This is a genomic window from Pseudonocardia sp. UM4_GMWB1, from assembly GCF_017312155.1.
Lineage (GTDB): Bacteria > Actinomycetota > Actinomycetes > Mycobacteriales > Pseudonocardiaceae > Pseudonocardia > Pseudonocardia alni.
This window is the reverse complement of sequence record NZ_QJPN01000001.1, coordinates 2,187,568-2,210,861: the sequence shown is the minus strand read 5'-3', so window position 1 is coordinate 2,210,861 and position 23,294 is coordinate 2,187,568. Positions and strand designations below refer to the sequence as shown.

The following is a 23,294-nucleotide window of genomic DNA, read 5'->3' as shown; positions in this document are numbered from 1 at the left end:
ATCACTCACCGGGCAGGGAGCGGGCGGCTACCGGCGCCGCAGTGTGCGGACGCGGGTGAGGCCCCGGCGGACGAGCGCGCCGACGGTGTCCCGGACGGTCCCCAGCACCAGGCGGAGCTGCGCACCGCGGCCGGGCTCGGTGACCGACCCGGTCTCGGCGGCCTCGTCGACGCTCGTCGCGAACTGCTCGAACAGCCGCCGCGAGACGTCCCCGGCCAACGCCCGGCCGAACTGGGCGACGCGGCCGGTGAGGTGGACGTCGGCGTGCGCGGTCAGGACCGTGCCGCCGTCCGGTCCGGCCTCGGCGGCCAGCACGACGTCGGCCTGGGTGGCGCTGCCGCCGGCGTCGGCGCCCTGGGCGTGGAACCGCAGCCGGTGCGCGGCTGGGTCCCGCTCGACGACCTGGGCCAGACCGTCGAAGGACAGCTTCACCGGGCCGAGCGCGACGACGGCCCGGCCCCGGTAGCGGTCGCCGTCGAGCACCTCGGTCAGCCGGGCGCCGGGCAGGCAGCGGGCGAGCAGGTCGAAGTCGTCGAGCACCGCCCAGACCCGCTCGACCGGCTGCCGGAGCGCGCTGGTGACCTCGACGACCGCAGACGGCGGACCGGAGGGCAGCCGCACCTCCTGCGCGAGCGCCGCCGCCGGCACGTCCTCGGCGGGGGCGCCGGCGCCGCTGCCGCCACCGGTCCCCCGCCCGACCAGGGTCCGCGCGCCGCACGCCCGGGGCCCGGGGACGCCGTCCGGGTGGCTCTGCCGCACGTCGTCGACGGCCGCGAGGATCCCGCGGTAGCCGGTGCACCGGCAGAGCACGCCGGACATCTGCTCGGGCAGCTCCTCGCTCTCCACCTCCGGGGTGTTGCTGAGCAGGTCGTAGCTGCTCATGAGCATCCCGGGGGTGCAGAACCCGCACTGCAGCGCGTGGTGGGCGGAGAACGCCTGCTGCAGCGGGTGCTGGTCCTCGGGGGTGCCCAGGCCCTCCACGGTCACGATCTCGGCGCCCTCGCACTGCACCGCGAACAGCAGGCAGGCGCGGGCGGCCTCGCCGTCGACGAGCACGGTGCACATGCCGCAGACGCCGTGCTCGCAGCCCAGGTGGGTGCCGGTGAGGCCGAGCTGCTCGCGCAGCACGTCACCGAGGTGGGCGCGGGGCGGCACGGTGACGGTCGTCTCGGTGCCGTTCACCGTCATCGTGATCCCGACGGTCTCGTCGGCGGCGACGCGGTCCCGCGGCTCCGCAGTACCTGTTCGCCTCGGCTCCACCGTGGTCATGAATGCTCCTTCCGGTCCCGGGCGCGGTGCAGCGCACGGGACAGCTCGCGGGCGGCGAGCACCCCGAACAACCGGCGCCGGTAGCCGGTGGATCCGTGGGTGTCACCGCCGGTGTCGACGACCTCATCGGCCAGTGCGGCGGTGGCCGGGCGCAGGTCGTCCTCGTGCTCGGTGAGCAGCGGTGTCACGTCGCGGGTCACGGCGCGGTCGGAGATCCCGAACCCGGTCAGCCGGGCCTCGGTCACCGCGCCGTCGTCGCCGACCCGCACCCGGGTGACCACCCCGGCGAGCGCGAAGTCGCCGTGCCGGCGGGCGATCTCGGCGAACCCGAAGCCCTCCCCCGGCCGGGCGTGCGGGAACGTCACCGCGACGACGACGTCCTCCGGCCCGGCCGCGGTGGTCATCGCGCCGGTCACGAACTCCTCGGCGGGCATGCTCCGCCGCCCGGCCGGGCCGGCCAGCTCGACCGTCGCCTGCGCGCAGCAGGCGACGGCGGGCAGCTCGGCGGCCGGGTCGGCGTGGGCGAGGCTGCCGCAGACGGTGCCCCGGCTGCGCAGTTCCCGGTGCCCGACGAAGGGCATGGCCATCCCGATCAGCGGGACCGCGTGGGCCGCCCGGTCGTGCTCGACCGTGCGCTGCCGCACCGCCGCGCCGATCCGGTACCCGTCCTGCTCCGGTCCCGCTGCCGTCAGCTCGGGCACGGCGGTGATGTCGACCAGGGTGCCGGGGCGGCCCAGGCGCATCGCGAGGACCGGCACCAGGGACTGGCCGCCGGCCAGCACCTTGCCGTCGCCGCCGGCGAGCTCGCCGAGCACGTCGTCGAGCCGGCCGGGGCGGACGTAGGCGAACGGTGCGGCCTTCATCAGCGGCCCGTGAAGTTCGGGGTGCGCTTCTCCCCGAAGGCCTTCACGCCCTCGGCGAAGTCCTCGGTCGCCCGCAGCATCGAGTAGGCCTTCCGCTCCAGCTCGATGCCGGTGTAGAGCGGGCCGTCGACGCCGCGGTCGAGGACCTCCTTGGCGGTGCGCAGCGCGGCCGGGGAGAACCCGGCCATCTTCAGCGCCAGCGCGTCGACCTCGGCGTAGAGCGCGTCGCGGTCGTCGTACAGGCCGGCCAGGATGCCCCAGTCGAGCGCCTGCTGGGCCTGGATCCGGGTCGCGGTCATGATGTGGAACTTCGCCCGGGACAGGCCGATCAGCCGGGCCAGGCGCTGGGTGCCGCCGGAGCCGGGGATCATGCCGAGGTTCATCTCGGGCAGCGCGAGCTGGGTGCGGCCGGTGCCGAGCCGGATGTCGCAGGACAGCGCCATCTCCAGCCCGACGCCGAAGCAGTAGCCGTCGATCGCGGCGATGACCGGCTTGGTGCTGCGGGCCGGGGCGGTGACGTCCTGGCCGAGGTCGGTGAGGTCGATCGGGTCGACCTCCATGAACCCGGCGATGTCGCCGCCGGAGGTGAAGTGCTGGCCGTCGGAGCGGATCACCACGACGCGGACCTGCGGGTCCCGGTCGATCTCGGCGAAGCGCTCGGCGACCAGCCGGCGCATCTCCATCGTGACGACCGTGTACTTGCCGTGGGACAGGGTCAGGTACGCGACCCGCCCGTCGTGTGCGCGCTCCAGGACGACGTCGCCGCCGGTGAGTGCCATGTCAGGAGTTCTCCTTCTCGGTGAGCAGTCGGTGCAGTACCTCGCCGTGCAGCGGCAGGCGGGTGATCTCGATCCCGTGGGGGGCCAGCGCGTCGGCGACGGCGTTGGCGTAGGCCACCGGGAAGCTCATGGACGACCCCTCGCCGCAGCCCTTGGCGCCGAGCGGGGTCAGCGGTGACGGGGTCACCACGTGGTCGGTTCGCAGGTCGAACCCGGCCTCGGCGCTGGTCGGGCACAGGTAGTCGAGGAACGTCGCCGCCGTCGGCTGCCCGGAGTCGGCGTGGGTGAACTCCTCGTAGGCGGCACCGCCGAGGCCGTGCACGAGCGCGCCGTAGACCTGGCCGTCGAGCAGGGTCTGGTCGAGGACGGTCCCGGCGTCGTGCACCGAGGACACCCGGTCGACCTCGATCTCCAGGGTGTCCGGGTCGATCCGCACCGCGACGATCTCGGCGACGAAGCCGTAGCAGAGCGAGGAGTTGATCCGGTCGTCCGCCGTGGCCGCGCGGGTCTCCCGCGGGGAGAACTCGGCCTCGGCGTAGAGCCGGGCGGGGACGCCGTCGGGCAGCGACGCCGGGTCCCAGTGCACGACACCGGCGGCGTGCCGGAAGGCGACCGAACGACCGTCCGGGTGGACGACCTTCCCGTCGGCGAGGGTGAGCTCGCCCGGGTCGGCCCCCTCCAGCAGCGTGGCCCCGGCCGCCTTCACCGTGGCGGCGATGGTGTCCGCGGCGGCGACGACCGCGCTCGTGACGAGCGGCGCGAACCGCGACGAGTACGACCCGGACGTGACCGTCCACGGGGTCGTCGCGGTGTCCATGTCGACGACCGCCCGTACCTGCGCGATCGGCAGCCCGAGCCGCTGCGCCGCGACCTTCCGCGCCACGGTGGCGTGGCCCTGGCCCTGCGGGACCGACCCGAGCAGCACGGTGACGATCCCCTGCAGGTCCACCGACATCCGGACGTGCTCGGTGGAGCCGGACTTGTCCCGGCCCGGCTTGCGGTCCTCGGCGGGGGTGGCCAGGCCGACGTAGCCGATGTTGGTGCCGGACGGGTCGACGACCAGTGCGGTGCCGATGCCGTAGAAGGCGCCCTCGGCCCGGGCCGCCTCGCGCCGGCGCTCCAGCTCGGCGAGGTCGGCGTTCTTCACGGCCAGATCCAGCGCCGCGGCGTAGTCGCCGGAGTCGTAGACGCCCCCGGTTGCCGTCTCGTGCGGGAACGTCGACACCAGGTTGCGCCGCCGCACCTCGACGACGTCGCGCCCGGTCGCCGCGGCGACCGCGTCCATCAGCCGTTCCAGCCCGAAGTAGAGCTGCTGGCCGCCGAAGCCCCGGTTCAGCCCGGTCGGCATGGTGTTCGTGACCACGGCGCGGGCCCGGATCTCGACGGCGTCGATGCGGTAGGGCCCGGTGATGTTGCCGTAGCAGCGGTAGAGCGTGGAGGGCTCCGGCGGGCGCAGGTAGGCGCCGACGTTGTCGATCAGGTCGGTGCGCAGGGCCGTCACGGTGCCGTCGGCGTCGACCGCGGCGGAGAAGGTCATCGCCCGGTCCGCACCGGTGGAGCTCGCCATCAGGTGCTCGACGCGGTCCTCGGCCCACCGCACCGGCGTGCCGGAGTGCTTGGAGGCCAGCGCCATCAGCACCACGTAGGGGTAGATGCCGGCCTTGATCCCGAAGCTGCCGCCGATGTCGGCGGGGACGTGCAGCCGCACCCGCGACGTCGGGATCCCGAGCGCGCCGGCCATGACCGGGACCATCGAGAACGGTCCGTGGAAGTTCGCCCAGGCCTCGACCGAGGGGCCGGCGTCGCCCTCGTTCCACTGCGCGATGACCGAGTAGCACTCCATCGGCACCGAGGAGTAGCGCGGGAAGTCGTAGCGGCCGGTCACCACGTGCGCGGCGTCGCGGAACCGCTCCTCCACCGGACCGAAGGAGAAGGTTCGGTCGGTGGCGACGTTGGACCCGGCGTCCTCGTGCAGCAGCGGCGCATCCGGCTCCAGCGCGGCGCGGGCCGCGGTGACCGCACCCAGGTCGTCGTACTCGACGGCGACGAGCTCGGCGGCGTCCTCGGCGACGTAGCGGTCCGAGGCGACGACGACGGCGATCGGCTCGCCGACGAAGCGCACCTTGTCCACACCGGTGGGCAGGTAGGGCATCACCGCGCCGGTCGACAGGGGGAAGGGCCGCAGCGCGGCGCGCACCTCGTCGGGGCCGATCACCACCGCCACCCCCGGATGGGCACGGGCCCGGCTCAGGTCGACCGAACGCAACCGGGCGTGCGGACGGGTGGAGCGCACGACGGTGGCGACCAGCGTGCCGGGCAGCGGGTCCAGGTCGTCGAGGAACGCGCCCCGGCCGGTGACCAGCGCGGCGTCCTCGTCCCGGCTGGGGACCCAGGTGCGGGCGGCCACAGACACTTCGGACACATCAGACACGTGCTTCTCCCCTCAGGTCGTACTCGCCCGCGACGAGCGTGCGGCGCAGCGTCTTGCCGACCCCGGACCGCGGGATCGAGTCGACGGCGATCACCCGCTTCGGCCGCTTCAGCGACGGCAGTTGCTCCCGGGCCCAGGCCAGGGCCTGCTCGGCCGCGGCCAGCGGGTCGGTCCCGCGGGCGGGGACCACGAACGCGGTCACCGCGTGTCCCCAGCGCTCGTCGGGCAGTCCGACCACGCAGACGTCGTCGATGGCGGGACAGCGGGTCAGGACCGACTCGATCTCGTCCGGGTAGATGTTCTCGCCACCGGAGTTGATCATGTCGTCGGTGCGGCCGGAGACCCAGAGGTCGCCGTCGGAGTCGGCGACGGCGAGGTCACCGGTGTGGTACCACCCGTCCCGGATGGCCTTGGCGTTCGCGTCCGGCCGGTTCCGGTAGCCGCCGAAGGCCTCGGGCGAGGCCATCGAGACGATCACCTGACCCTGCGTCCCGCGCGGGACCTCCTCGTCGACGGGGGCGCCCGCGTCGGGCGCGATCAGCCGGACCCGGGAGAACAGCCCCGCCCGGCCGGCGCAGCCGGGCTTGGCGGCGACGTCGGGCCCGATGGTGAACGTGTAGATCTCGGTCGAGCCGAAGTGATTGACGAACGAGGTGGGCGCGACCTGGTCGACCAGCTTCTCGGCGAGGGACGGGGTCATGGCGGCACCGGCGTAGGCGAGGTTGTCGAGCGCACGGGCGTCACCGAGCCGTCCGGTGCGCAGCAACGACCAGTAGATCGTCGGCACCAGGTACAGGGACCCGATGTTCTCCTCGAGGATCAGCTGCATCGACTCGTCGGCGTCGAAGGCGGGCTGACCCACCCAGGTGCCGCCGACGACGACGGAGGCCAGCAGCGTGCGCAGGCCCATCGTGTGGAACAGCGGCATGACCCCGAGGGTCGCGACCCCCTGCCGCTGCCGGGTCTGCATCACGTGCGCGACCGCTGCCAGGTGCTCCGCCCGGTGGGTACGCGGGACGCCCTTCGGCTTCCCGGTGGTCCCCGACGTGTAGAGCATGACGCTGAGGTCCGATTCGTCCGGGGCGACGCAGACGGGGCTGTCGAGACGCTCGGCGAGCTCGTCGACGGCTGCCACGTCCCGCAGCAGGTCCCCGAGGCCGGCGGCGGCGACCCGCTCGGCGTGCGCGGCGTCGGCGACCACCAGGCGGACGTCGGCGTCGCCCAGGCAGTAGCCGAGCTCCTCGACCCCGAACCGGGTCGAGAGCGGCACCGAGACCGCGCCGAGCTTCTGCACGGCCAGGTGCAGGCTCGCGAGCTGCTCGCCGCCGTGCATCACCAGGCCCACCCGGGCCCCCCGCTCCACGCCGAGGCTCCGCAGGGCCCCGGCCAGCCGGTCGGTCCGCGCGTCCCACTCCCGGTAGGAGAGCCACCTGCCGGTTCCTCGTACCGCCGGCCGGTCGGGGTTGCGCTCGACCGCCCATCGCAGCGTCGTCACCAGGTCCATCCGACCCCCTCGTCGTTAGTCTGTTTCAGACCATACGGTTCATACTGTCAGAGGGGAAGCCCCGGATTCCACCGGCCTCGGGAGCGACCCCGTCCGGTGGCATCCGCCGGGAGGAGGGGCGGTCATCGGTGACGGGACGCACGTGCGAGGGTCGAGCCGCATCCGCGGATCGACGACCCGCCTCGTCTAGAGTCCGCGGAGCACCGGCCGGCATGAGAGGAGCGCGGATGCGACTGTCCACGACGTCGTATCTGGTCCTGGGCATGATCGCGTTGCGCGGGCCCTCGACGCCGTACGACCTGAAGCGGGCGGTCAGCCGCTCCGTCGGCTACTTCTGGCACTTCCCGCACGCGCAGCTGTACTCCGAGCCGGACCGGCTCGCCGACGCAGGCCTGCTCGCCCTCGACACCGAGGAGCACGGACGGCGGCGCAAGACCTACTCCCTGACCGACGAGGGCCGGGCGGCCCTGCGCGAGTGGCTGGCGGCACCCACCGCCGAGCACTTCCAGATGCGCGACATCGCCGAGCTCAAGCTGTTCTTCAACGAGGCGGGATCCTCCGACGACGTCGAGAAGCTCGCCCGCGAGCAGATCCGCCAGCACGAGAGCCGGATCGCCGACTACGAGGACATGGTCGCCCGGCACGGCCGCGAGGAGTGGGCCGAGCCGCGCATGATCACGATCGAGCTGGGCCTGGAGATGGAGCACGCCGCCCTGCGGTTCTGGAGCGCGCTGGCGAACGACGAACTCGACCGGCTCCGTCGCGAGCGGGCCGAGCGCGACCCGCGCGACTGAGCACCGGCCCTGTCGGGGGTCGTTCGCTCGCTCCGATCCATGGGTCCGTGACCACCTGGTCCACCGCCGCGTCGACCGGGGCCCTGGTGAGTCCCGGACGACGTCCGACCGGACACGGAGTCCGGGTCCGGCCGGATGTCGCACGTCAGTCGGTCGATGACGCAGGCCGTCCGGCGACGTCACGCGTGGCGGCCGTGCCATCCGTCCCGGTCCCGTCCACCGGCTGCTCGGAGAGATGCCCCCGCACCGTCACCATCCGGGGCGGGACCTCGGAACGGAGCCCGGCGACGAGCGCGAAGACCATCGCGAAGACCATGGTGAAGATCGGCAGCCCCACCACGGTGATCACCTGCTCCAGCGCATCCAGCGCGGCATCACCGCCCAGGACGATGAGCGAGGCGGCCAGTGCACCGATGGTGAGCCCCCAGAACACCCGCTGCCGGATCGGGCTGGGCCGGTCGTCACCGGTGCAGAGCATGTCGACGACGAGGGCGGCCGAGTCCGCGGACGTCGCGAAGAACAACGCGACCACGACGACCGCGATACCGGAGACGAGTGTCGCCGCCGGGAAGTTCTCGAAGAAGGCGAACATCGCGAGCGGCACGCTGTCGGCGACGGCGGCCGAGATCGGCCCCCCGGTCCCGCCGATGCCGTCGATCGCCATCGCCGACCAGCCGAAGATCACGAACCAGACGACCGTGAAGGTCGCCGGGGCCACGAGCACCCCGCCGACGAACTGGCGGATGGTGCGCCCCTTCGAGATGCGGGCGAGGAAGACCCCCATGAACGGGGCCCAGGTCACCGTCCACGCCCAGTAGAAGACGGTCCACCCGGCCTGCCAGCCCCAGCCGTCCTCGTCGGTGTAGGGGGCCAGGGAGTCGTTCCAGAAGGACAGCCTCGGCAGGCTCGACAGGTAGAGCCCGGTCGTCTCGATCATCTGTCGGAGGAGGAAGACGGTCTCACCGGCCATGAGTACGAACAACATCAGACCCACCGCGAGTCCGATGTTGAGGTTCGACAGCCGACGGATGCCCTTGTCCAGCCCGACCGCGATCGACCCCGTCGCCACGAGGGTGAGGACGGTGATGACCGCCACCCGCACACCGACGGAGTCCGGCACCCCCAGCAGCGCACTCAGCCCGGCACTGATCTGCGAGGTGCCGAGGCCCAGCGACACCGCGACGCCGAACACCGTGCCGAGCACCGCGAAGATGTCGATCGCCCGCCCGATCGGGCCGTGGATCCGCTCCTTGAGGAACGGATAGAACACCGACGAGACCCGCATCGGCAGGTCGTAGCGGTAGATGAAGTAGCCGAAGGCCAGCCCCGGCAGCGTGAAGATGGCCCAGGTGTGCAGGCTCAGGTGGTACAGCGCGAAGGACATCGCGTCCTGCGCGGCTTGGGCGCTGTAGGGCTCGACACCGTCGACCGGGGGCGCCGTGAAGTGCGAGATCGGCTCCGCGACCCCCCAGAACATCAGGATGGTCCCGATCCCCCCGGCGAACAGCATGGTGAACCAGGACACGTTCGAGTAGGCGGGACGCGCGTCGTCACCGCCCAGGCGCAGGGTGCCGTAGCGGCTCAGGGCCACCCAGATCAGGAACACGAGCCAGGTCGTCACGCCCACGACGAAGTACCAGCCGAGGTTCGTCGTGATCCACCCACGACCCGCGTCGAACGCCGCGCCGATGGGGCCGGGCGCGAGCAGCAGCACCACGAGGAAGGCGATGATCAGACCTGCAGACCAGAAGAAGATCTGCGGGTGGGTGCGCAGGCCGAGCCTGCGCGCGAGTTCCTGCACGTCGCGCTCCTCCTCCGGCCGCCGACCGGTCCGCCCAGTGGTGGTGTTCGCCTCGGGTCGTCGGAGGCAGGGCGGACGGCGACGACGCAGTCGCGCAAAGATGTCCGATAAAGCCCTTGATGTCCACCTGTCGGGGGCTGCGGAGATCGTTGCCGGACCATGCGCGGTGGGTGTGACCAGGAGTCATCTCGGCTCGGCAACGGTCTCACCGGATCAGCCCGACGCCGGCCCTCACGGAGACCCCCTACCGACTACGGGTGCGGTCAGGGCTGCCGTCGTAGGAGTACGTGCTGTCGGCCGGGACGGCTGTACGAACTCAACCGCCCCGGCCTGACCCTCGCATCGCCCCGGGTCGACGCTCGGGATGCGGCGCGTCTGCCCGCTGCGCCGATGCCCAAACGCCGGACCGCCGACACTAGAGGGAGTCGATGTCCTGGGGACGCTCGGCGACCGTGCGGGCCAGGCGCGCCAGCTTCACGTTGATGTCCTGCGAGGTCCGCCGCAGCAGGTCGAAGGCCTGGTCGGCGTCCAGCCCGCGGCGGGCCATCAGGATGCCCTTGGCCTGGCCGATGACATCACGGGTCTCGATCGCCGTCTGCAGATGTGCCTGCTTGAGCTCCGCGGCCGAGACCGCGTCGGTGGTCGCCAGCGCGAGCGAGGCGTAGCCGGCCAGGATGGTCAGGCGGTCGAGGTCGGCGCGGCCGAAGGCCCGCGGTCCGGAGGCGTACACGTTGAGCGCGCCCGGCAGCCGGGGCGGCCGGGCGTCGGGGAGCAGCTCGACCGCGGCCACCGAGAGGAACCCGTGACCCACCGCGGTACCGGCCAGCTCGGGCCACCGCTCCTCGTGCCGCAGGTCGTCCGACACCGCGGACGCGGGGCCGTCCTCGCGGGCGGCGTCGACGCAGGGGCCGCGACCGCTGCGGTACTGCACGACGTCGATCTCCTCGGCCGGCCCGCCGGTGGACACCGGTGTGTAGTAGTGGCCTGCGTCGTCGCGCATCGTCACGCTCGCCATCGCCGCCACGGGCACGACGCGTGTTACGGCATCGAGCACCCGGTCCAGCACCTCGGCGACCGTCGCACAGTCCAGGAGCGCCGGTGCGAGACGTCGGAATTGCCCGACGACGTCAGCGTCGGCGTCGACCGTGGCGGCGTACGGGGCGGGGCACGCGCCGTCGGTGCTGCGCTCCGACTCGTCCGGCGTCCCCATCGGCTCTGGTCGCGTCAACTCCACCCGGCGGGGTGACCCCTCGTGGGCGCGGCTAAACCTCGCGAGGCGATGCCGCCGCAGGCCGTCCGCTCGCGTTGCGCTCGGTCTCGTGTCCACACGACGTGGGCGTCCCGCCGACGGCGGTCGAGCCCGATCGCTTGACGCCCACTCGCGGGGCTTCTAGCCTAACTGAAGTCAATTCACCTTCACTTCCGGTACTGCACTTCCGGTACGACGTGCCGACGGGGGGACCATGGACGAGCCGCGGACCGCATCCCGGGCCGATCTCCTGGTCCTCGGCGGCGGCATGGCGGGCCTGTCGGCGGCGGCGCGTGCCGCCGGACACGGCCTGCGGGCGGTCCTGGTCGACTGCGCCCCGGACCTGGGCGGGTCCGCGCGGTACGCCGGCTACCTGTGGACGGCCGCCACCCCCGAGGTCATGGCGGAGGTCAACCCCGGCGGCTCCCCCGAGCTGCGGGACACCGTCGTCGCGGGGTTCCCCGCAGCTCTCGACTTCGTCCGTGATCTCGGGGTCGACCTCGGGTCCGCGGTGCCCGTGCTGCGCTACGGCATCGGCCACCGGGTCGACACGGGCGCGTTCGTCGCCGCCTGCCGCCGACGCGTCGCGGGCGCCGGTGAGATCCTCCTGGGCGTCCGCGCCGAGCGGCTGCTGACACACTCCACCGGCCGCGTCGCCGGCGCACGGATCGTGACCGCGGACGGCACCCGGCAGGACATCATCGCGACGACGACGCTGCTCGCCACCGGCGGGTTCCCCGCCGACCCGGACCTGCGGGCCGAGCACGTGCACCCGCAGGCCCGCGACATCGCCGCACGGTCCAACCCGTGGAGCACCGGGGACGGCCTGCGCCTCGCGACGGCCGCCGGCGCCCGGATCACGAACTCCGGCGGCGGCTTCTACGGCCACCTCGTACCGGCCGGCGTCCACCTCACGCCCGAGCTGTACGTCGAGGCGGCGCTCTACTACAGCGAGCACGCCCTGCTGTTCAACCTCGCGGGCGAACGGTTCGTCGACGAGAGCCTCGGGGACCACCTGACCACGATCGCCCTGGTGGAGCAGCCGGAGTGCCGGGGCCTGCTGGTGACCGACGCCCGCGGCCACCGCGACCGCGTCCGGGCGCCCTACGTCGCAGGCGGCCCGGCGAACGACAAGTTCGAGTTGGCCCGGCGGCGCGGCGCCCGCTGCGTGGTGGCCGGATCGGCGGAGGACTTCGCCCACGTGCCGCCGGAGTGGGGCTACGACGGCCCACGGATCGCGGCGGAGATCGCCCGGCTCGCCTCCGGCGGGCGCCCCCACCCGCCGCGGTCGGTCCTCCCCCGCCTGCTGGACGAACCGCCGTACTACGTCGTCGAGGCGACCGCGGCGATCACCTTCCCGTTCGCCGGGATCGACACCGACGGACACGGGCGGGTCCGGTCCTCCGGCGGCGGTGTGATCGACGGGCTGTACGCCGCGGGCGCGGACGTGGGCGGCCTCTACCGCAACGCCTATGCGGGCGGCCTCGCACCGGCCGTCGTCCTCGGGCTCGCCGCCGCGGACGCCGCCCGCGAGCGGGCCCACCTCCCACCGGGCACCGCCCCGCACTGACCGCACCATCACCCCCGGATCCCTCCAGCGCGCAAAGGAGCGCCATGTCGAGCACGACCTCCCAGGACGCCGCCCGGATCGGTCGCCGGGCCAGTACGGCCGCGGCCGTCGGCACGGCCATCGAGTACTACGACTTCGCCATCTACGGCTACCTCGCGGTGGTGCTCGCCCCGCTGTTCTTCCCCTCCCAGGACGGGCTCATCGGGGTCCTGGCGACGCTGACGGTCGTGGCCAGCGGCTTTCTGGCCCGGCCCATCGGTGGGCTGTTCTTCGGCCGCCTGGGTGACCGCCGCGGTCGCCGCACGGTGCTGATGGTCACCGTCGCCGTGATGGGCGTCGCCACCGTGCTCACCGGGCTCCTGCCCACCTACGCACAGGTGGGGGTACTCGCCCCGATCCTCCTCACGGTGCTGCGGATCGGGCAGGGCTTCTCCGCCGGTGGTGAGATCGGAGGGGCGGCCTCGCTGGCCACCGAATCCGCCCCGTCGAGACGACGGGGCCTGTTCGGATCGGCCACCTCGGTCGGCATCGCGCTCGGTCTCGCCGGTGCGGCGGCCGTCGTGGGCACCGTGACCGCGCTGACCACGCCCGAACAGCTGGCGGCCTGGGGATGGCGCATCCCGTTCCTCATCGCCGGGCCGCTGCTGGTCGGCGCGGTCCTGTACCGGATGCGGGTCGAGGACTCGCCGCTGTTCCAACAGATGATCGACACCTCCGAGCCGCCCAAGGCCCCCATCACCGAGGTCGTCCGCGACCACCGGCGGTCGGTGTTCGGTGTGATCGGCGTCGCCTACGCGACGATGACGGCAGGCGGGCTCAGTTCGGTCTACCTGCTCGTCCACCTCTCGGCCGTGCTCGGGTACTCGCTCACCGGGGCGCTGTGGCTGATCGTGCTCATCGTGCTGCTCCCGATCGGGCTCATCCCGTGGGCGGGCGCGCTGAGCGACCGCTTCGGCCGGCGGACCGTCCTGACCGCCGGACTCGTCGGTTTCGCCGTACTCGCGGTGCCCTGCTACTGGGTGATGCAGCAGGGGTCGATCGGGCTCGCCGTGGTGGCCGCCCTCGTGCTGAACGTGCCGTTCGGGATCTGCCAGGGCGTGATCTACACGCTCTACTCCGAGCTGTTCCCCACCCGGGTCCGCTACACGGGTGTCTCGATCGGGTTCAACATCGGCGGGGTCATCGGGTCCGGGCTGGTGTCGGTCATCGCGACCTCGCTTGTGTCGCTGAGCGGCAACACCCTGGCCCCGGCGTTCTACCTGGTGTTCGCTGCGCTCGTCGGGATCGGCGTGATCGCGGTCCTGCGGGAGACCTCGGGGGGCACGCTCGCCGAGGACGTGACCGGCCGGGCCGCGGAGCCGGCGTGACCCTGCCGATGGCGGGTCGCCGGGTTGTCGTCACCGGCGCCGGGAGCGGTATCGGGCGCTCCGTCTGCGACCGGCTCTGTGCCGCAGGTGCCTCCGTGGCCGGCCTGGACATCGACGGCGACGCCCCGGCGGTCGGCGGCCGCCGGCACATCGGGTGCGACGTCCGCGACGAGGACGCGGTGGCGCAGGCGTTCGACCGGGCGGCGCGCGAGCTGGGCGGGATCGACGGCCTGGTCACCTGTGCCGGCGTCACCGACGGGACGCCGACCGGCGAGACCACGCTCGCCACCTGGGAGACGGTCGTCGGCGTCAACCTGACCGGCACGTTCCTCGCCGTGCGCGCCGCAGCAGGTCACCTCGTCCGGGCGGGCGGGGGCTCCGTCGTCACCGTCGGCTCGGTCGCGTCGCTGGTGGCGGCGGGCCGGTCGGCGGCCTACGACGCGTCGAAAGGGGGCGTCCTGGCCCTCACCCGGTCGATCGCCACGGAGTACGCCGACCGGGGTGTGCGGGCCAACTGCGTCTGCCCCGGCCCGGTCGGGACCGGGCTCGCCCGCAACAGCACCCGGCACCTGGGGCTCGCCCCGGACTCCCGTACCGGCGTGCCGGGCCGGGTGTCGCCGCCACAGGCTCGTACGGCCGACCCACGGGAGGTCGCCGACGTGGTGGTGTTCCTCCTGAGCGACGCCGCCGCTTTCGTCACCGGGGCGGCCGTCCCGGTCGACGGCGGGTACACCGCGGTATGACCGACCACCACCGATCACCTCAGGAGCCACCGTGCGTGCCTACCGGATGACGGCGACGGGGACGGCCCGGCTCGTCGAGCTGCCGCCCCCGCCGATCGGTCCCGACCAGGTCCGGCTGCGGGTCCTCGCCGCGGGCGTCTGCCACAGCGACCTGCACGTCCTCGACGCGCCGGCCGCGATGTGGGAGCCCCCGTTCACCCTCGGGCACGAGATCTGCGGGACGGTCACCGATCTCGGCGCCGGGACCGACCCGGGACTGCTCGGCCGACAGGTGGTCGTGCACGCCCCGTACGGCTGCGGGCGCTGCCGCCGGTGCGCCTCGGGGGCCACGAACGACTGCGACCGCCGCCGGGAGCTACCGGCGGGGCTCGGGCTCGGCGTCGACGGCGGGATGGCCGACGAGATCGCCGTCGACGCAGCCCGGCTGGTCGACGCCGACGGGCTCGACCCCGCCGAGGCGGCGGCGCTCACCGACGCCGGCCTGACGTCGTACCGGGCGGTGGCCGGCTCGGTGGACCTCCTGGGCGATCCCGGGGCGGTCGCGGTCGTGATCGGGGTCGGCGGGCTCGGGCACCTGGCCGTCGGCGTGCTGCGCGCCCTGACCGGCGCCCGGGTCGTGGCGGTGGACACCCGCGCCGCGGCGCTCGACCTCGCCCGCGAGTGCGGCGCACACGCGGTCTGCGGGCCGGCCGAGGTGGTGTCCGTGGTGGACGTCGTCTCCGACGGACGCGGCGCGGACGTCGTGCTGGACTTCGTCGGCGCCCAGGCGACCCTGGACGGGGCCGGGCCGCTGCTGCGCACCGCGGGCGAGCTGGTGGTCGTCGGCGGGGCGGGGGGCGTGCTGCCGGTGAGCAAGCCGGGTCCGCTGCCGTCCGGGGCCCGGCTGCGCCTGCCGTTCTGGGGGTCGCGCGACGAGCTGGTCGCGACCGTCGGCCTGGCCCGGGAGGGTCGGATCCGCTCCCGGACGACCACCTACCCGCTCTCCGACGTGACCCGCGCGCTGGACGACCTGCGCGCCGGGCGGGTGCTCGGGCGGGCCGTGCTCGTGCCCGACCGGCCCGGGTCGGACCCCGCCACCGGTCAGCGGGCCGACCACCCGCCGTCGACCACCAGCTCCGACCCGGTCGTGTAGCCGGACTCGCGGCTCAGCAGGAACGCGACCGCGGCGGCGACCTCCTCCGGCCGCCCCAGCCGGCCCATCGGGGTGTTCGCCAGCATCGCCCGGTGCCGGTCGGTGCCGGCGAAGCGACCGAGGAGCTGGTCGGTGCCGACGAAGCCGGGGACGACCGCGTTGACCCGTACCCCGGCCCCCGCCCAGTGCAGGGCGGCGTTGCGGGTCATCGACCGGACCGCTCCCTTGGCCGCGGCGTAGGCGAAGCTGTTGCCGAGGCCGCCGGTGGTGCCCAGGATCGACCCCACGTTGACGATCGAGCCCCCGCCGGACCGCTCGATGACCGGCCCGCAGTGCCGCATTCCCAGCCACGTGCCGAGCTGGTCGACGGCCACCACCTCGTCCCACCGGGTCCGGGACTCGCCGACCACGGTGCCCAGGCTGCCGATCCCGGCGTTGTTCACCAGCCCGGTGAGCGGCCCCGCGCCGGCCACGACGCGCTCCCAGTCGCTCTCGGAGGAGACGTCGAGCGCCGCCGTCCGGGTACGCCCACCCAGACGCCCGGCGAGCGCGACGCAGCCGGCCTCGTCGACGTCGGTCAGCACGACCTCCGCCCCCTCGCCGACCAGCCGCTCGGCGACGGCCGCGCCGAGACCACCGGTCGCCCCGGTCAGCAGCACCGTCGAGCCCTCGAACCGACGCTCGGTCATCCGTTCCTCCGCACACTTGACACACAACTTGAACTGATATTGGTTCAAGGTATGCTCATCGACGAGGCACTGTCCACCACCCGAGCCGTGCGCCGGAGGCTGGACACCACGCGCGACGTACCGGTCGCGCTCATCCGGGAGTGCGTCGGGCTGGCGATGCAGGCTCCTGCCGGGTCGGCGGTGGCCCGGACCCGGTTCGTGGTGGTCCGGGACCCGGAACGGCGGCGAGCGGTGGCCCGCATCTACTCCGAGGTCTACCGCGACAGCTACCGCGAGTCGGCGGGCTACATCGGCCGGGTGCCCCGCACCGACCCGACCGAGCAGCGCATGCAGGAGCGGACCGCACGCTCGGCCGACGCCCTCGAACGCGCCCTGCACGAGGTCGGGACGATCGTGATCGGCTGCCTGGAAGGGGCACGACTGGACGGCGCGGCGGCGATGACGAGCAGCTCGCTGCTCGGCGGGGTGCTCCCGGCGATGTGGAGCTTCATGCTGGCCGCCCGCGCCCGCGGCCTCGGCACCTGCTGGACGACGATGCACCTGGCGCGCGAACGGGACGTCGCCGAGATCCTGGACATCCCCTTCGACCGGGTGCAGCAGGTCTGCCTCACGCCGCTGGCGTTCACCGTCGGAACCGACTTCCGGCCGGCCGCCCGCCCCGGACCCGACGAGGTCGTGCACTGGGACGGCTGGAACACGGGCCGACCAGGTCCGGAACCGGTCCGGGGACTGCTGGACCCCGACCGGCCGGGCCCGACCCCTTGACACGACCGGATCGGTCACGCAACCTTAACTGAGTTCAATTCAACTACGGAGGACGGCATGACGGTCGAGGACGACATCCAGTTCGAGCGTGACGGTCACGTGGCGCGGATCTGGCTCAACCGCCCCCACAAGCGCAACTGCATCACGGTCCCGATGCTGCACCGGCTCGACGAGATCATCACCGAGATCGAGGCGGACCCGGAGCTGCGGGTGGCCGTCGTGCGCGGGCGCGGCAACACCTTCTCCTCCGGCTTCGACCTCGACAGCCTGCAGGCGGACTTCATCGGGACGAGCACCGCGATGGACGTCGCCGTCGTCTCGGCGAAGGTCTGCGACCGGCTCTACAACATGTCCACGCCGTCGGTGGCGGTCCTGGAGGGCTACGTCACCGCGGGCGGGTTCGAGGTCATGATCTCCTGCGACTTCGCGATCGCCGAGGACACCGCGCAGATCGGTGACTTCCACATCCGCCGCGCCCTGTTCGGCGGCGCCGGCCCGATCTACCGGCTCCCGCGGATGCTCGGCATCCGCAAGACCAAGGAGCTGATGCTCACCGGCAAGCTGCTCAGCGGCACCGAGGCCGCCGACTTCGACCTGGTGAACGCCAGCGCTCCCGCGGACGAGCTCGACGCGACCGTGGAGGAGTTCATCAGCCACCTGACGGACAAGAGCCCGTTCCAGATGAAGCTGACCAAGATGGCGGTCGACCGCGGCCTCGACGCCGACATCGCGTCCCTCATGGTGCTCGAGCACCTCGCGGTCGGCGTCACCCTGAACTCCGACGACGCCGCCGAGGGCGTCGCCGCGTTCCTGGAGAAGCGCGAGCCCAAGTGGACGGGCCGCTGACCCGCACGCGAGTGGTGTCGGCGGTCCGGCGCACCGCGCTGGTCGTCGGCGCCCGTGTCCCGGTGGACCGACCTCGAGGAGGAGGACAGCGATGCCCCGGACCCACACCCCGGCGGACGCCGATCCGCAGCTCGCCGCCCGGGTGCGCGCCGAGCTCGGCGCGGGCGCCGCAGGCCCCCTGACGGCGCTCGAGGGCGGCCGCTCGGGCCTGACCTACCGCATCGACGCCGGCGGGATGCCGCTGGTGGTCAAGGCGGTGCCGCCCGGCCGCGAACCGGTCGGGCGCCACGACGTCCTGCGCCAGTCCCACGTGCTCTCGGCGCTGGCCGGCAGCGGGGTACCGGTGCCGGCCGTCGTCGCCCGCGGCGACGAGGCACCGGCCTGGTTCGCGATGGAGTTCGCGCAGGGTACGGCGTCCGAGCCCGTCCTCGAGCCGTCCGACACCGATCACGTGCTCGGCCGGCTGCGGATGCTCGCGGCCGCGCGTGTCCTCGGGGCGCTGCACGCCGTCCCGGTCGACCGGCTCGTCGCGGGGGTCGTCCGGGCCGGCGGCGTCCGGCCCGAGGTCGCCGGGCCGGCCGACGAGCTCGCCCGCTGGACGCGGACGATGCACGCGGTCCCGGCCGGGATCCGCCCGGGAGCGGCGGAGCTCCTCGAACGGCTCGCCGCGACCGTGCCCGAGCCCGCTCCCCCGGTGCTCGTGCACGGCGACTTCCGGCTCGGCAACCTCCTGTGCACCGGCACCACGCCCACCGCGCTGGTGGACTGGGAGATCTGGGGGCTGGGCGACCCGCGCGTCGACCTCGGCTGGTTCGGGGTGTTCACCGACGGCGCGCTGTTCCCGGGCGTCGGCGGTGTCGTCTCGGGCCTCCCGGACGAGGACGAGCTCGACGACGCCTACCGGGCCGCCCGCGGCGACGACGGCGGCACCGCCGCCGGCACGACCTGGTTCCGCGCGCTCGGGCGGCTGAAGATGGCCGCGATCATGGGGCACAACCTGCGCCGGCACCGCGAGGGCCGCCACCACGACCCGGTCCAGGAGCAGCTGCCGCCCACGATCCGTGCGCTCATCGGCTCGGCCGCCGCCCTGCTCGACCGGAGCCCGTCGTGACCGCCGAGGGCCGGGCCCCCGCCCCGGCGGAGCTGTTCGACCTGACCGGCCGGACCGCCGTCGTCACCGGGGCGTCCTCCGGGCTGGGCGCACGGTTCGCGCGCGTGCTCTCCGCGGCGGGCGCGACCGTCGTCGTCGCCGCGCGGCGGGCCGGGCGCCTGGCCGAGGTCGCCGACGGCGACGACCGCCTGCACCCGGTGGTCGCCGACGTCGCCGACGGGGCCGACCGGGAGAACCTGATCGAGGCGGCGCGGGCGCTCGGCTCGGGGACGGTCGACGTCCTGGTCAACAACGCCGGCGTCGAGGGCTCCGGCCCGCCGGCCGAGGAGACCGCCGCCGGTTTCGCCGGGGTGCTGGACACCAACCTCGTCGCCCCCTTCCACCTGTCCCAGCTCGCCGCCCGGCACCCGGGGTCGGACGGCCTGTCCATCGTGAACATCGGCTCGGTGCTCGGGCTCGTGTCGGCCGCGCCGCTCGGCGGTGCGAGCTACGCCGCCTCCAAGGCCGGGCTCCTCGGGCTCACCCGCGAGCTCGCCGGCCACTGGGGCCGCGACCGGGTCCGGGTCAACGCGCTGGCCCCGGGCTGGTTCGCGACCGAGATGAACACCGACCTGTTCGCCGACGAGCGGTCCGTCCGCTGGATCGGGAGGAACACGATGCTGCGACGTCCAGGACGTCTGCACGAGCTCGACACCGCCCTGCTGTTCCTGGCGACGCCGGCGAGCTCCTACCTGACCGGTCAGGTCCTGACCGTCGACGGGGGGTGGACCGCCCGATGACGCCGACCGCCCCGCCGAGCCGCGCGGAGCTCGAGGAGTTCCGTCGTACCGCCCGCGCCTGGGTCGCCGGGCACCTGCCCCCGCGCCGCGAGCGCCACGACCGCTCGGTGGCCGTGTTCCACGATCTGCCGCACGAGCAGGAACGGGCCCTGATCGCACGCGTCCAGGGCTGGACGCGGACCCGGTACGACGCCGGGTACGGCGCCCTGACCTGGGCGGTCGAGGACGGCGGCGCCGGGCTCAGCGACCTGCACGAGGAGGTGTTCGCCGAGGTCGAGCGCGAGTTCGAGACCCCGGGCCAGCACGAGCTCACCTCGGTCAGCACCGCACTCGTCGCCCCGACCGTGCGCCTGTTCGGCACGCCGGCCCAGCGCGAGCTGCTGGTCACCCCGCTGCTGCGCGGCGACGAGCTGGCCTGCCAGCTGTTCTCCGAGCCCTCGGCGGGCTCCGACCTCGCCGGGCTCGGCACCCGGGCCGTCCGCGAGGGCGACGGCTGGGTCGTCAACGGGCAGAAGGTCTGGAGCTCGGGGGCGCAGTTCGCCGGCTGGGGCGAGCTGATCTGCCGCACCGACCCCGACGCCGTCAAGCACCGCGGCCTCACCGCGTTCCTGCTCCCGATGGACACCCCCGGCGTCGAGGTCCGGCCGCTCCGCCAGATGTCGGGCGGGACGTCGTTCTGCGAGGTGTTCCTCGACGACGTCCGCATCCCCGACACGCTGCGCCTCGGCGAGGTCGGCGGCGGGTGGGGCGTCACCCTGGCCACCCTGGGTTTCGAACGCGGCCACTCGGGCGCGAACGCCGACCTCGGCGGCGGGTTCGCCGACCTGCTCGGCGACGCGCGGGCGCTGGGCCGGACCGACGATCCCGATGTCCGCCGGATCCTCGGCGAGGTCTGGGTCGCCGAGCGGATCGCCGAGCTCTCCGCCCAGCGCGACCGCGAGGCCCGGCTGGCCGGCACCGACGTCGGAGCCGTCGGCTCGCTGCGCAAGCTCGTCTGGGCCCAGCGGCTGGCGCTCGTGTCCGACGCGGCCGCGCAGGTCCTCGGCCCGAGGCTGGTCGCCGACGCCGGGGACGGCACCCACCGCTGGGTGGAGCACGTGCTCGGCGCACCGGGCTACCGGATCGCCGGGGGCTCCGACGAGGTGCAACGCACGATCATCGCCGAGCGGCTGCTCGGCCTCCCGCCGGAACCCCGCGCCGACCGCGGTGTGGCATGGAAGGACGTCCCCCGATGAGCACCACCGCGACGGGTAGCACCGTCACCGAGGCCGTCGCTCGGGCGCGCGCCGCAGGCGCCCCGCTGACCGGGCGGAGGGCGCTGGTCACCGGCGGCTCACGCGGCCTGGGCCGGGAGATCGCGATCGCGTTCGCCGCCGCGGGTGCGGACGTCGCGATCGTCTCCCGGAAGAAGGACGCCTGCACCGGGCTGGCCGCCGAGCTGGCCGAGGCCACCGGGCGGCGGGTGACCGGGCACGGCGCGCACGTCGGCGAGTGGGACCGGCTGGACGGTCTGCTCGACGAGGTCGAGGACGGCCTCGGGCCGGTCGACGTCCTGGTCAACAACGCCGGGATCGCGCCGGTGTACCCGAGCCTGCACGGCGTCACCGAGGAGCTGTTCGACAAGATCGTCTCGGTCAACCTCAAGGGCCCGTTCCGGATGATGGCCGTCGCCGGCAGGCGGATGGCCGCACGGGGCGGCGGCGCGATGCTGAACATCTCCTCCATGGCCTCGGGCCGCCCCACCGCCGGCGACCTCCCCTACGCCGCGGCCAAGGCGGCGCTCAACACGCTCACCGCGGGGTTCGCCCAGGAGTACGGCCCGACGGTCCGGGTCAACACCATCGTGGCCGGGCCGTTCCGCACCGACATCAGCGCCTCCTGGGACATGGCGGCCGTCGACGAGATGGCCCGGAGCTGGCCGTCGCGGCGGGTCGGCGAACCGTCCGAGATCGTGGGCGCCGCGCTCTACCTGTGCGGGCCCACGGCGAGCTACACGACGGGCAGCCTGCTGGCCGTCGACGGCGGACGGCTGGCCGCGCCGTGACGTTCGTGGACGACGGGCTGCTGACCGACACCCCCGACGGCCCGGCGCTGCTGGGCAGCCGGTGCACCGACTGCGGGGCCCACACCTTCCCCCGCCAGACCGGCTGCCCGCGCTGCTCCGGCGCCCGGATGGCCGACGTGCCGCTGCACCGCACGGGGACCCTGTGGACCTGGACCGTGCAGGGGTTCCGGCCCAAGCCGCCCTACACCGGGACCGCGGGCCACGAGCCCTACGGCGTCGGCTACGTCGAGCTCGACGGGCAGCTGCTGGTCGAGGCCCGCCTCACCGAGTCCGACCCGGCCCGGCTGCGGATCGGCATGCCGATGGAGCTCGCGATCGTCCCGTTCCGGCAGGCCGACGACGGACCGACGCACACCTTCGCCTTCGCCCCCGCGGGAGACCTCTCATGACCGGAGTCGCGATCATCGGGGCCGGGATGCACCGGTTCGGCCGCACCGAGGGCGTCCCGGGGCGGGCGCAGGCCGTGCACGCCGCGCGCGCGGCGCTCGCCGACGCCGGCCTCCGGTTCTCCGACATGGGTTTCGGCTTCGGGGGCTCGCACTCGGCCGGCGACGCCGACACCCTCGTGTCCGAGCTCGGGCTCACCGGCCTGCCGTTCATCAACGTCCACAACGGCTGCGCGACCGGCGGTTCGGCGCTGATCGCCGCCCAGGCCGCGATCGCCTCCGGGGCGCACGACCTCGGCATCGTCATCGGCTTCGACAAGCACCCCCGGGGCGCGTTCGACACCGACCCGGCCGACCACGGCATCGGCTCCTGGTACGGCGAGACCGGGCTCATGGTGACCACCCAGTTCTTCGGGATGAAGATCCAGCGCTACCTGCACGAGCACGACATGGACCCGGACCTGCTCGCCATGGTCGCGGAGAAGGCGTTCCGCAACGGGGCCGCCAACCCGATGGCCTGGCGCCGGAAGGAGCTCGGCGCGGCCGAGATCGCCGCCTCGACGATGATCTCCGACCCGCTGACCCAGTACATGTACTGCTCGCCGGGCGAGGGAGCGGTCGCGCTGGTGCTGTGCCGGGCCGACCGGGCCCGCGAGCACACCGACCGCCCGGTGTTCCTGCGCGGCGCGGCGTTCCGCAGCCGGCGCTACGGCTCGTTCGAGGTCTTCTCCCCGTGGCTGGCGACCGACCGCGCCGACTCCCCCACCGTCGAGGCCGCCCGTGCCGTGTTCGAGCAGGCCGGCGTCGCGCCGTCCGAGGTGGACCTCGCGCAGGTCCAGGACACCGAGTCCGGGGCCGAGCTGATGCACATGGCCGAGACCGGACTGTGCGCCGACGGCGAGCAGGACGAGCTCATCCGGTCCGGGGCGACCGCGATCGACGGCCGGCTGCCGGTCAACACCGACGGCGGCTGCCTGGCCAACGGGGAGCCGATCGGGGCGTCGGGCCTGCGGCAGGTGCACGAGAACGTGCTGCAGCTGCGCGGCGAGGCCGGCCTCCGACAGGTCCCGGGCGGGCCGCGGGTCGGGTTCACACACGTCTACGGGGCACCGGGCATCTCCGCCTGCACGGTGCTCACACGCTGAGGAGGA

At 73.8% G+C, this 23,294-nt stretch carries 21 protein-coding genes; 13 read left to right on the top strand and 8 right to left on the bottom strand.

The features are described 5' to 3' along the window. Positions 1-27: 27 nt before the first annotated feature. The 5 genes from DMP15_RS10795 to DMP15_RS10775 are packed head-to-tail and all read right to left on the bottom strand — an operon-like array spanning position 28 to position 6,846. Positions 28-1,269 carry a 2Fe-2S iron-sulfur cluster-binding protein gene (locus DMP15_RS10795; protein ID WP_337825802.1) on the bottom strand — a complete coding sequence of 414 codons (1,242 nt, stop codon included), beginning with the start codon at positions 1,267-1,269 and terminating at the stop codon, positions 28-30. Continuing rightward, on the bottom strand, positions 1,266-2,132 hold the full coding sequence (locus DMP15_RS10790) for an FAD binding domain-containing protein (protein ID WP_073577273.1): 867 nt from the start codon (positions 2,130-2,132) through the stop codon (positions 1,266-1,268). The genes DMP15_RS10795 and DMP15_RS10790 overlap by 4 nt, the downstream gene beginning before the upstream one ends. Beyond that, a complete protein-coding gene (locus DMP15_RS10785; protein ID WP_073577274.1) occupies positions 2,132-2,911 on the bottom strand; it encodes an enoyl-CoA hydratase/isomerase family protein in 780 nt (259 codons plus the stop codon). Before DMP15_RS10785 ends, DMP15_RS10790 begins: the two co-directional genes overlap by 1 nt. Position 2,912: 1 nt before the next feature. Next, on the bottom strand, positions 2,913-5,342 hold the full coding sequence (locus DMP15_RS10780; protein WP_337825801.1) for a xanthine dehydrogenase family protein molybdopterin-binding subunit: 2,430 nt from the start codon (positions 5,340-5,342) through the stop codon (positions 2,913-2,915). Further along, entirely contained in the window at positions 5,335-6,846 is a 1,512-nt protein-coding gene (locus tag DMP15_RS10775) for a class I adenylate-forming enzyme family protein (RefSeq protein WP_073577275.1), read from the bottom strand. The genes DMP15_RS10780 and DMP15_RS10775 overlap by 8 nt, the downstream gene beginning before the upstream one ends. Before the next feature lie 227 nt (positions 6,847-7,073). On the opposite strand from DMP15_RS10775, the gene DMP15_RS10770 reads away from it, so the two are divergent. Continuing rightward, positions 7,074-7,640 carry a PadR family transcriptional regulator gene (locus DMP15_RS10770; protein ID WP_337825800.1) on the top strand — a complete coding sequence of 189 codons (567 nt, stop codon included), beginning with the start codon at positions 7,074-7,076 and terminating at the stop codon, positions 7,638-7,640. A 145-nt stretch (positions 7,641-7,785) separates the two neighbouring features. Here the strand turns inward: DMP15_RS10770 and DMP15_RS10765 are convergent, their stop codons facing one another. After that, positions 7,786-9,441 (bottom strand): BCCT family transporter, encoded by a 1,656-nt coding sequence (locus DMP15_RS10765; RefSeq protein ID WP_083658940.1) that lies wholly within the window; start codon positions 9,439-9,441, stop codon positions 7,786-7,788. Between the two features lie 415 nt (positions 9,442-9,856). Next, the gene (locus DMP15_RS10760; RefSeq protein WP_337825799.1) at positions 9,857-10,651 is read right to left on the bottom strand and encodes a GAF and ANTAR domain-containing protein; all 795 of its coding nucleotides are present in this window, start codon (positions 10,649-10,651) and stop codon (positions 9,857-9,859) included. Between the two features lie 253 nt (positions 10,652-10,904). On the opposite strand from DMP15_RS10760, the gene DMP15_RS10755 reads away from it, so the two are divergent. The 4 genes from DMP15_RS10755 to DMP15_RS10740 are packed head-to-tail and all read left to right on the top strand — an operon-like array spanning position 10,905 to position 15,502. After that, positions 10,905-12,260: an FAD-binding protein gene (locus tag DMP15_RS10755; RefSeq protein ID WP_073577278.1), complete on the top strand. Its 1,356-nt coding sequence runs from the start codon at positions 10,905-10,907 to the stop codon at positions 12,258-12,260. A gap of 44 nt (positions 12,261-12,304) precedes the next feature. Next, the gene (locus tag DMP15_RS10750) at positions 12,305-13,627 is read left to right on the top strand and encodes an MFS transporter (protein WP_073577279.1); all 1,323 of its coding nucleotides are present in this window, start codon (positions 12,305-12,307) and stop codon (positions 13,625-13,627) included. 8 nt (positions 13,628-13,635) lie between these two features. After that, positions 13,636-14,370 (top strand): SDR family NAD(P)-dependent oxidoreductase, encoded by a 735-nt coding sequence (locus DMP15_RS10745; RefSeq protein WP_073577327.1) that lies wholly within the window; start codon positions 13,636-13,638, stop codon positions 14,368-14,370. A gap of 31 nt (positions 14,371-14,401) precedes the next feature. Further along, positions 14,402-15,502 carry an alcohol dehydrogenase catalytic domain-containing protein gene (locus tag DMP15_RS10740; protein ID WP_337825798.1) on the top strand — a complete coding sequence of 367 codons (1,101 nt, stop codon included), beginning with the start codon at positions 14,402-14,404 and terminating at the stop codon, positions 15,500-15,502. Here DMP15_RS10740 and DMP15_RS10735 read toward each other — a convergent pair. Beyond that, positions 15,451-16,191 carry an SDR family NAD(P)-dependent oxidoreductase gene (locus DMP15_RS10735; protein ID WP_073577281.1) on the bottom strand — a complete coding sequence of 247 codons (741 nt, stop codon included), beginning with the start codon at positions 16,189-16,191 and terminating at the stop codon, positions 15,451-15,453. The two genes, DMP15_RS10740 and DMP15_RS10735, sit on opposite strands and share 52 nt — an antisense overlap. A 51-nt stretch (positions 16,192-16,242) precedes the next feature. Here DMP15_RS10735 and DMP15_RS10730 point away from each other — a divergent pair, with 51 nt between their 5' ends. The 8 genes from DMP15_RS10730 to DMP15_RS10695 all read left to right on the top strand — a co-directional run bounded on the left by DMP15_RS10730 (position 16,243) and on the right by DMP15_RS10695 (position 23,288). After that, the gene (locus DMP15_RS10730; RefSeq protein ID WP_073577282.1) at positions 16,243-16,956 is read left to right on the top strand and encodes a nitroreductase family protein; all 714 of its coding nucleotides are present in this window, start codon (positions 16,243-16,245) and stop codon (positions 16,954-16,956) included. A 57-nt stretch (positions 16,957-17,013) separates the two neighbouring features. Further along, complete coding sequence (locus DMP15_RS10725; RefSeq protein ID WP_073577283.1) at positions 17,014-17,802, top strand: enoyl-CoA hydratase/isomerase family protein; 789 nt, start codon at positions 17,014-17,016, stop codon at positions 17,800-17,802. Between the two features lie 91 nt (positions 17,803-17,893). Further along, positions 17,894-18,913 carry a phosphotransferase family protein gene (locus DMP15_RS10720; protein WP_253067340.1) on the top strand — a complete coding sequence of 340 codons (1,020 nt, stop codon included), beginning with the start codon at positions 17,894-17,896 and terminating at the stop codon, positions 18,911-18,913. Continuing rightward, positions 18,910-19,692, top strand: a complete 783-nt coding sequence (locus DMP15_RS10715; protein ID WP_253067339.1) for an SDR family NAD(P)-dependent oxidoreductase — start codon at positions 18,910-18,912, stop codon at positions 19,690-19,692. Before DMP15_RS10720 ends, DMP15_RS10715 begins: the two co-directional genes overlap by 4 nt. Further along, positions 19,689-20,927, top strand: coding sequence for an acyl-CoA dehydrogenase family protein (locus DMP15_RS10710; RefSeq protein ID WP_337825797.1), 1,239 nt, complete (start codon positions 19,689-19,691; stop codon positions 20,925-20,927). The genes DMP15_RS10715 and DMP15_RS10710 overlap by 4 nt, the downstream gene beginning before the upstream one ends. Beyond that, a complete protein-coding gene (locus tag DMP15_RS10705; protein ID WP_073577285.1) occupies positions 20,924-21,736 on the top strand; it encodes an SDR family NAD(P)-dependent oxidoreductase in 813 nt (270 codons plus the stop codon). The genes DMP15_RS10710 and DMP15_RS10705 overlap by 4 nt, the downstream gene beginning before the upstream one ends. Next, positions 21,733-22,146 (top strand): Zn-ribbon domain-containing OB-fold protein, encoded by a 414-nt coding sequence (locus DMP15_RS10700; RefSeq protein ID WP_073577286.1) that lies wholly within the window; start codon positions 21,733-21,735, stop codon positions 22,144-22,146. The genes DMP15_RS10705 and DMP15_RS10700 overlap by 4 nt, the downstream gene beginning before the upstream one ends. Continuing rightward, positions 22,143-23,288 carry a thiolase family protein gene (locus DMP15_RS10695; protein ID WP_337825796.1) on the top strand — a complete coding sequence of 382 codons (1,146 nt, stop codon included), beginning with the start codon at positions 22,143-22,145 and terminating at the stop codon, positions 23,286-23,288. The genes DMP15_RS10700 and DMP15_RS10695 overlap by 4 nt, the downstream gene beginning before the upstream one ends. Positions 23,289-23,294: the final 6 nt, after the last annotated feature.

Coding starts and splice junctions, on each gene's coding strand:
- DMP15_RS10770 (WP_337825800.1), top strand. CDS start 7,074: ATGCGACTGTCCACGACGTCGTATCTGGTCCTGGGCATGATCGCGTTG.
- DMP15_RS10710 (WP_337825797.1), top strand. CDS start 19,689: ATGACGCCGACCGCCCCGCCGAGCCGCGCGGAGCTCGAGGAGTTCCGT.
- DMP15_RS10720 (WP_253067340.1), top strand. CDS start 17,894: ATGCCCCGGACCCACACCCCGGCGGACGCCGATCCGCAGCTCGCCGCC.
- DMP15_RS10760 (WP_337825799.1), bottom strand. CDS start 10,651: ATGGGGACGCCGGACGAGTCGGAGCGCAGCACCGACGGCGCGTGCCCC.
- DMP15_RS10730 (WP_073577282.1), top strand. CDS start 16,243: ATGCTCATCGACGAGGCACTGTCCACCACCCGAGCCGTGCGCCGGAGG.
- DMP15_RS10755 (WP_073577278.1), top strand. CDS start 10,905: ATGGACGAGCCGCGGACCGCATCCCGGGCCGATCTCCTGGTCCTCGGC.
- DMP15_RS10705 (WP_073577285.1), top strand. CDS start 20,924: ATGAGCACCACCGCGACGGGTAGCACCGTCACCGAGGCCGTCGCTCGG.
- DMP15_RS10745 (WP_073577327.1), top strand. CDS start 13,636: ATGGCGGGTCGCCGGGTTGTCGTCACCGGCGCCGGGAGCGGTATCGGG.
- DMP15_RS10735 (WP_073577281.1), bottom strand. CDS start 16,191: ATGACCGAGCGTCGGTTCGAGGGCTCGACGGTGCTGCTGACCGGGGCG.
- DMP15_RS10785 (WP_073577274.1), bottom strand. CDS start 2,911: ATGGCACTCACCGGCGGCGACGTCGTCCTGGAGCGCGCACACGACGGG.
- DMP15_RS10795 (WP_337825802.1), bottom strand. CDS start 1,269: ATGACCACGGTGGAGCCGAGGCGAACAGGTACTGCGGAGCCGCGGGAC.
- DMP15_RS10725 (WP_073577283.1), top strand. CDS start 17,014: ATGACGGTCGAGGACGACATCCAGTTCGAGCGTGACGGTCACGTGGCG.
- DMP15_RS10790 (WP_073577273.1), bottom strand. CDS start 2,132: ATGAAGGCCGCACCGTTCGCCTACGTCCGCCCCGGCCGGCTCGACGAC.
- DMP15_RS10775 (WP_073577275.1), bottom strand. CDS start 6,846: ATGGACCTGGTGACGACGCTGCGATGGGCGGTCGAGCGCAACCCCGAC.
- DMP15_RS10695 (WP_337825796.1), top strand. CDS start 22,143: ATGACCGGAGTCGCGATCATCGGGGCCGGGATGCACCGGTTCGGCCGC.
- DMP15_RS10750 (WP_073577279.1), top strand. CDS start 12,305: ATGTCGAGCACGACCTCCCAGGACGCCGCCCGGATCGGTCGCCGGGCC.